Source organism: Streptomyces sp. NPDC030995 (assembly GCF_055571215.1).
The window spans coordinates 199069-205712 of record NZ_JBVIFS010000012.1 but is presented as its reverse complement, the minus strand read 5'-3'; the positions used below and the strand labels follow the sequence as shown (position 1 = coordinate 205712).

The window sequence follows — 6644 nt, the reverse complement described above, 5'->3', positions numbered from 1 at the left end:
GGACCAGGTGGAGCCCGTCGAGGAACCGGACCGGCGTATCCCGCCTCCCCTTTTGCCACTCACGACAGGGGAGGCGGCCGGTACCTTCGTGGGGACGACGGTCGCATCGCGGGCCGGAAGCCCGGCGGCTACCACGGCCCGGACGGACACCGGACTGCCCCACCGTATGGCCGTCTCCCTCTGGTTTCCGGAGGGGAGACGGCCATACGGTGGGGCAGTCCGGTGTAGCCGAAGCCGTCTGCCGCCGGGCTTCCCGATGCCGGCGAGGTCTGACAGGGTGTAGGTGCCGCGTCGGGCGAGTACGCCGCGGGCTCGTCCGCGAGCGCGGACAACCGCTCACATGACTCTTCGCGCACCTCAGGACCTTGCGGCCACCCTCTCGTCCCCGGACAACGGAACGCTGTCTCGTTACCCGGGTGGCGGCGCATGGACCGGACGCGCGTCATGGTCCCGGACGCCTTCTGGCGCGGTCCGGCGGAGGCCGCCAGGACGGCGGCCAGGCGACATCCGACCGTGTTTCCCCAGTGGGCAGGCCAAGACTCGCTCGCGCAAGTTCGAGGTGTGCCTGGCGGGCAGTTCGGTATTCCCCGAATGCTGTGTCCCATGCTCCGGCGTCCGAGGGGATCAGACCACGGGCCAGCCACTCGAGATGCCCGGACTCCCGGACGAGCGACGCGCGGTCCGGATCCGCGCCTTCCCGCAGGATGGGCGCACCGTCCGTGCCTCAGCCTCGTCGAGGTGGCGCTCCCAGTCCTCCTGCGGGCCTTCGATGACCGGCTCGTAGATGCTGGCCGCGTCCGCCACCTCCCAGTCAATCGGATACCGCGCGGTGCCGCGCCAGCCACGCGCGCAGGCACCGCGTGTGGCGGTCACGCGGGGCCGGTTGAGAATGCCGCTGTAAGCCCACCACTCCCGCGTCTCATGGAAGTCGGCGCCGCTCCCCGGATTCAGATACACCGGGCCCGGCTCGGTCCCGTCCGCGAGAAGGGCGCCGGCCCAGCGCTCATGCGACGGCCCGTACTCTTCGCTCTTCCACCCCACAACCACTCCCCTTACACAACCAGCCCGAGACGGGCTTCTGTCAGCCGTCCGGTGGCCTGCCTGGCGCCTCGCGCACTGCCACGCCCTGAGCCGGGATGCCCAAGCCGGCGGGCAAGTGAGCGGCGAACATCCGAAAGCGTGCACCGCCCCACCACGCGAGCCCTCAGGACACTTACGTTGCCCGGAAGAGAGTAGGAACAGCGCTGGGCGTGGCGACGCGATCGCCGCGGTACGGCTCCCGCCGGACCGGCTCGGCCACCCTGTGCGAGCGCACACGAGACTGCTGCCTGTCGTGGTCTGGGCAGTCCGCATCCGGGAGGGAGACTGGTCGGCCGGCCCTCTTCACGATGGCCGCAGGAACGGGAGCGAGCGTGCCCGAGGTACCGGGGGCCGCCTGCGGAATGCGCCTGCAGCCCCTGTCGCCTCTGCGCACTCCGGTGCGGCTGGTGGCGCGAGCCTTCAGTCCTCTCGGTCACCTGCCAGGTGGCCGTGTCCGGGTTCCAGCGCAGGGTTGTTCCGCGTACTTCCTCTGTGGTGATGTCGAGATCGATAACGGCGAGGCAGGCTTCCTCGGTGAATTCCTCCGGCAGGACGAGAACGGTGGGGGCGAAAGTTTGTGGATCTTCGATTTCCAGGTTTCTGGAGCTTCTATTACGCCTGCGTGTCACCCTGATGCGCCCGAGCGCTTCGCTGGTCGACTCTCCGAACCGCTCCCCGAGTTTGGTGGCAAATGTTTCAAGGAATGGGCCCAGTAATTTGACTGCCAGGAATCCGACGGCAACTTCAACGAAGAGTGACGGGGGTGACGCGTGCACATCAACCCGCGCCTTGGGGCTGACCCCTGCCGCCTCCTGCAGTTCCGTTGAGTCCTTTGCAGGTGAAGGGGACGCCAGGCGCTCCTGATGCCGGCTTTCGTCTTGGCTCCAGTCCTGGTCCGAGCTCCAACACGTCACATGGGCCACCAAGGACGATGGGTTGAATGGCCCAAGAATTGCCCTGGTTCGCTTGGGTCCGGTCGCCCAATCCCGGTAGGCCGCATCGCTGGATTTCTGCTGCTCACCGATCTCCCAAAAGATTGCCCCGGCTTGACGGAAGGCCCGGCTAGCAACAGAGAGTGCCCATTCGCGCTGCCTGATGATGGCAGCGCGCCTTTGGTCTTTCCCATGCCAATTGCCCCAGGCAGTTTCGGGGTCGCCTCCGGTCTCTGCCAGCTCGGTGCCACGTTTCATCAGAATCTCGGCTTGGAGCAGTCGGACGTCTCTGCTGGGAGCCGTGCTATCGGCTTGCTGATAGAAAAAGCGGGCTTCTTTGAGCTCGTAACACGATCACGGGTTGGGTTTGTTGAGGCATCGCCAGCAGATGAGGCTGCAGGCGAGGGAGATGAACGCGCCGTGGAGTTCGGTGCGGCGTTCCCATCGGACGGTGAGTCGTCTGAACTGGTGGAGCAGGGCAAAGGTCTGCTCGACGACGTAGCGGAGCTTGCCCATGCCCTTGATGTTCGGGGCTCCTTTCCGGGAGATGACAGGCAGGATCCGGCGTTTACGCAGCTCTTCCCGGTTGGGGTTGGAGTCGTAGCCCTTGTCCCCGAGCAAAGCCTCCGGACGCCGGCGGGCCGGCCGGGACGGCCCGCCACCGGTGGGATACCGTCGACCAGGGCGAGGGTCTGGGTAACGTCGTTGACGTTCGCCGCGGTCGTGATGACTTTCAGCGGGGTGCCGCGTCCGTCGCAGATCAAGTGGTGTTTGCTGCCCGACTGGATCTCGTGGACCGTGCCTTCCTTGCTGAGGGTCATCGGTCCCGACGATTCATTGCGGCGCAGCGTAAGTATGTAGCGGCGGTCGTATCGGAAGGCCCGCCAGGCCATGGCGTCACCGATGGAGCGCAGTTGGCGGCCCACACGCTCCAGGACATCGGACTCCAGTCGCCAATCATCCAAGTCGTGAGGATCACCAACGACGAGTTCGGGAGCGTCGGCGGGAAGCGACTGCCGCTTCCTGAGGCGCTTGATCACTCGCGAGCGTTCCGCGCGTGCAAGGTTTGTGGCGAGTGTGGCATGCAGAAGTTCCCGCTGGAACTTCACGAAATCCTCGACGCTGTGGCACTGGCGTAGGTCCTCGATGAAACCGACCAGCCGCTCAGCGTTCTCCCGGTGAAACGGGTGCTTGATCAGCGCATCCAGCCGGTCAGACGGCATATCAGTCAGCATCGCCGTGGGGGGATTCTTCCTGGAATCAGTCCCCTGCTCCAGTAAATTCACACCATTGCGGCCAACAGGCAAACCGCGGCCCAGGCGGGAACTTACGCTCGCGATCGGTTGTCTGCGGGATTCCCTCTCATCGCTGGGAGCATGCACGCCCAGGCAGCGCAGCTGCGGACCTCTTCCGGCAACGCCGTTCATCGCGCTGCCTCGCAGAAGCCCAGCTCGCCAAGGCTGCACGGCGGACGCCGCTGCGACAACCGCTGCAGGGGTTGTCGGCTTCCTACAAGCGGTAGCACCCCGGCGATCAGACTCTCGGTCCGGCCCGTGCGAGGCGCAGTGGGCACCCCGACCGGCACGTAGCCGGGAACAAATTCCAGGCAAGCGCCGATCGCCGACGAAGTCGATTCGACGTCTGCACCTGCCCGAAGCCTTACCTGATGCAGCGTCAGAAAAGTCAGCATTGGGTCAGCATTCGCAGACACACGCCCACCCACGGACACCCACAGAAGGGGAAGGCCCCGCACCCTCAAAGGGCAAGCGCGGGGCGTGATCGGTAGCGCAGAGGCTTCAGCAACCGGAAGGCATACGACCCGCGCTCCGGGGGGACCACCTCTCTCCAGTTACCGCAGGTCAGCGCGCTCGGCCGCGTGGTTTGAGGTGGGTCGGGGGCAGGTCAGGAGCCGGAAGCGGAGGGCCGTCATACCCCTTCACTTCGCCGAATCTGGTCCCATTCATCCAGTCCACGCGGGCCTGTGCGATATCCTCGTGGGACCGGCCAATCCAGTTCCAGAACATGACGATCTCCTCCTCGAACGGCTCGCCGCCCAGGAGCATCAGGCCGGCGTCCGAGACCGCGCGCAGGGGGAGTTCGGTGCGGCCGCAGCCGAGGTAGAGCATCGAGCCCGGGAGGACCGGGACGCCGTCGACGTGGGCCTCGCCCGACATCGACAGGACCGCGTACTCGAAGTCCGGGTCGAGCGGGAGGCGGGTCTCGGTGCCCGCCGCGAGGGCGAGGTCCGCGCCCACGATCGGGGTGTACGCCGTGCCGGGCGAGGTCGCCGTGTCCAGGGTGCCCAGGATGACCGTTGCCGTCAGGCCCGGGGCCGTCACCTGCGGAAGCTCGGCGTGGTGCTGGAAGTGCGGTTCCACTTCGCGGTGGGCGTCCGGCAGGGCCACCCACAGCTGGGCGCCGTGCAGGAAGCGGGCGTGCGGGCGCGGGCTCTCCTCGGAGTGGCTGATGCCGCGGCCGGAGGTCATCAGGCCCAGCTCGCGCGGGCGGATCGTGGCGAGGCTGCCAACGCTGTCGCGGTGCAGCACCTCGCCCTCGTGCAGCCAGCTCACCGTCTGGAGCCCGGAGTGCGGATGCGGCGCGACCTGCATGCCGGGCTCGTCGGCGATGTCGTCCGGGCCGTAGTGGTCCACGAAGCACCAGGCACCCACCATGCGGCGGCCCAGGTTCGGCAGGAGGCGGCGGACCTCGGTGGACTCTCCGAGCTTGACCGTGCGCGGGCTGAGGAGCTCGCGCACCGGTTCGGCGACGACGAAGCCGCGGCCGCCGCAGGCGGAGAGAGCGGGCTGGCGATCGAGATTGCTCATGCGGACAACCTAGCCCCGCGGGGGTGGCCGCGTTGAGTGGAATGTTCCACCGCGAAGGCGTGTTGGAGGCAGCGGACAGACCACCTGAACGGCCGAAGGGATGCGGTGGACCCGATGAACCCGATGGATGCGGTGGACGCGGTGGACGTGATGGATCCGGTCTTCGCGCTGGACGCGCCGACGGCGTACGTCGAGCACGGGACGGCGGCCGAGCGCTGGGCGCGCGCCCAGCTCTTCTTCGACGCGAAGGAGTACGTGACGGCCGCCCGCATCCTGGACGCGCTGGCGGGCGAGGCGCCCGAGCAGCTCGCGCCCCGGCTGCTGCTGGCCCGCGCCTACTACCACTCCGCCCGGCTCTCCCGCGCCGAGCACGAGCTCCGCGCCATCCTGGAGCGCTGGCCGGTGGAGGACTATGCGCAGCTGATGCTCGGTCGCACCCTGGAGCGCCTGGGCCGGGCGACCGAGGCGCGCCCGTACCTGCGGATGGCCGCCGCCATGGCGGGCGAGTTCCCCGAGTAGCGCGCGCCCCGGCCCCGTGCGATGCGGGATCGGGCCGCCTCCTCGGATAGCCTGGGTCCCATATGAACCGTCTGACCACACCCTTCGGCTCCTACGAGCTCACCCGCTTCCCCGAGGACCCGCGCGACCGGCTCCAGGCCTGGGATGCCGCCGACGAGTACCTGCTGCGCCACCTCGACTCCGGTACCGGGGAGCGCGGCCCGGTGGATCTGGCTTCAGCCGGCCAGATCACCGTCCTCGGGGACCGCTGGGGGACGCTGACGACGGCGCTCGCCGCGTACCGCCCGACGCAGATCACCGACTCTGCCCTCTCCCGTTCGGCAACCGCCGCGAACCTCGACCGGGCCGGGATCGGCACGTCCAAGGCGACGGTGACGCTGCTCACCACGCAGGACCCGCCGCCCGAGCGGATCGACGTACTGCTGGTGCGCGTGCCCAAGAGTCTGGCGCTGCTGGAGGACCAGTTGTACCGGCTGGCCCCGCACGTGCACGCGGGTACGGTCGTGGTCGGCGCGGGCATGGTCAAGGAGATCCACACCTCCACGCTGCGGCTGTTCGAGAAGATCCTCGGGCCGACGAAGACCTCGCTCGCGGAGAAGAAGGCCCGCCTGATCTTCTGCACGCCGGGCACCCCCGGGGCGACCCGCCCGACCACCCCCGGGCCGTGGCCGCTGACGTACACGGTGGACGAGGACGCCGGGTCGGCCTCCGGCCTGACCGTCGTCAACCACGCCGGGATCTTCTGCGCCGACCGGCTCGACGTCGGCACCCGCTTCTTCCTGAAGAACCTGCCGACCAACACCGACGGGGCCCGGGTCGTGGACCTGGGCTGCGGCAACGGCGTCGTCGGTACGGCGGTGCAGGTCCACGACCCGGATGCCGAGGTCGTCTTCACGGACGAGTCCTACCAGGCGCTCGCCTCGGCGCGGGCCACGTACACGGCGAACATCCGCGAGGGCCGGCGGACCGCCGAGTTCTTCGTCGGGGACGGGGTGGCGATGCTGGCCCCGGGCTCCGTGGACCTGGTGCTGAGCAACCCGCCCTTCCACTCCCACCAGGCCACGACGGACGCGACGGCGCTGCGGATGTTCGCGCAGTCGCGCAAGGTGCTGCGGCCCGGCGGCGAGCTGTGGATCGTCGCCAACCGGCACATGGGCTACCACACCCACCTGCGCCGGCTCTTCGGCAACAGCGAAGTCGTCGCGAGCGAGCCGAAGTTCGTCGTCCTGCGGGCGGTCAAGCAGGATCGTCCGCGGCCCATGTGACCTGCCAGTACGTCCTACACTCT

6 protein-coding genes and 1 pseudogene are annotated in these 6644 nt (G+C 68.4%); 3 read left to right on the top strand and 4 right to left on the bottom strand.

What is annotated here, in order from left to right; genetic code table 11:
- Positions 1-624: 624 nt before the first annotated feature.
- From ACZ45T_RS20215 to ACZ45T_RS20205, 3 genes and pseudogenes are all read right to left on the bottom strand, one after another.
- Entirely contained in the window at positions 625-1041 is a 417-nt protein-coding gene (locus ACZ45T_RS20215) for a hypothetical protein (RefSeq protein ID WP_468443086.1), read from the bottom strand.
- A 1325-nt stretch (positions 1042-2366) separates the two neighbouring features.
- Positions 2367-2771: a transposase gene (locus ACZ45T_RS20210; protein WP_468443114.1), complete on the bottom strand. Its 405-nt coding sequence runs from the start codon at positions 2769-2771 to the stop codon at positions 2367-2369.
- Positions 2693-2905, bottom strand: a pseudogene (locus ACZ45T_RS20205) (hypothetical protein); the annotation flags it as partial. The pseudogene ACZ45T_RS20205 and the gene ACZ45T_RS20210, both read right to left, overlap by 79 nt.
- Before the next feature lie 75 nt (positions 2906-2980).
- Between ACZ45T_RS20205 and ACZ45T_RS20200 the strand changes: the two are divergent.
- Positions 2981-3151 (top strand): hypothetical protein, encoded by a 171-nt coding sequence (locus ACZ45T_RS20200; protein WP_468443118.1) that lies wholly within the window; start codon positions 2981-2983, stop codon positions 3149-3151.
- Between the two features lie 720 nt (positions 3152-3871).
- Here ACZ45T_RS20200 and ACZ45T_RS20195 read toward each other — a convergent pair.
- The gene (locus tag ACZ45T_RS20195; protein ID WP_468443084.1) at positions 3872-4837 is read right to left on the bottom strand and encodes a pirin family protein; all 966 of its coding nucleotides are present in this window, start codon (positions 4835-4837) and stop codon (positions 3872-3874) included.
- A gap of 150 nt (positions 4838-4987) precedes the next feature.
- Between ACZ45T_RS20195 and ACZ45T_RS20190 the strand changes: the two genes are divergently transcribed.
- Together ACZ45T_RS20190 and ACZ45T_RS20185 are read left to right on the top strand one after the other, a co-directional pair.
- Complete coding sequence (locus tag ACZ45T_RS20190; protein WP_468443112.1) at positions 4988-5356, top strand: tetratricopeptide repeat protein; 369 nt, start codon at positions 4988-4990, stop codon at positions 5354-5356.
- 71 nt (positions 5357-5427) lie between these two features.
- Positions 5428-6621, top strand: coding sequence for a methyltransferase (locus ACZ45T_RS20185; protein WP_468443110.1), 1194 nt, complete (start codon positions 5428-5430; stop codon positions 6619-6621).
- Positions 6622-6644 lie beyond the last annotated feature (23 nt).

Coding starts and splice junctions, on each gene's coding strand:
- ACZ45T_RS20190 (WP_468443112.1), top strand. CDS start 4,988: ATGGATCCGGTCTTCGCGCTGGACGCGCCGACGGCGTACGTCGAGCAC.
- ACZ45T_RS20195 (WP_468443084.1), bottom strand. CDS start 4,837: ATGAGCAATCTCGATCGCCAGCCCGCTCTCTCCGCCTGCGGCGGCCGC.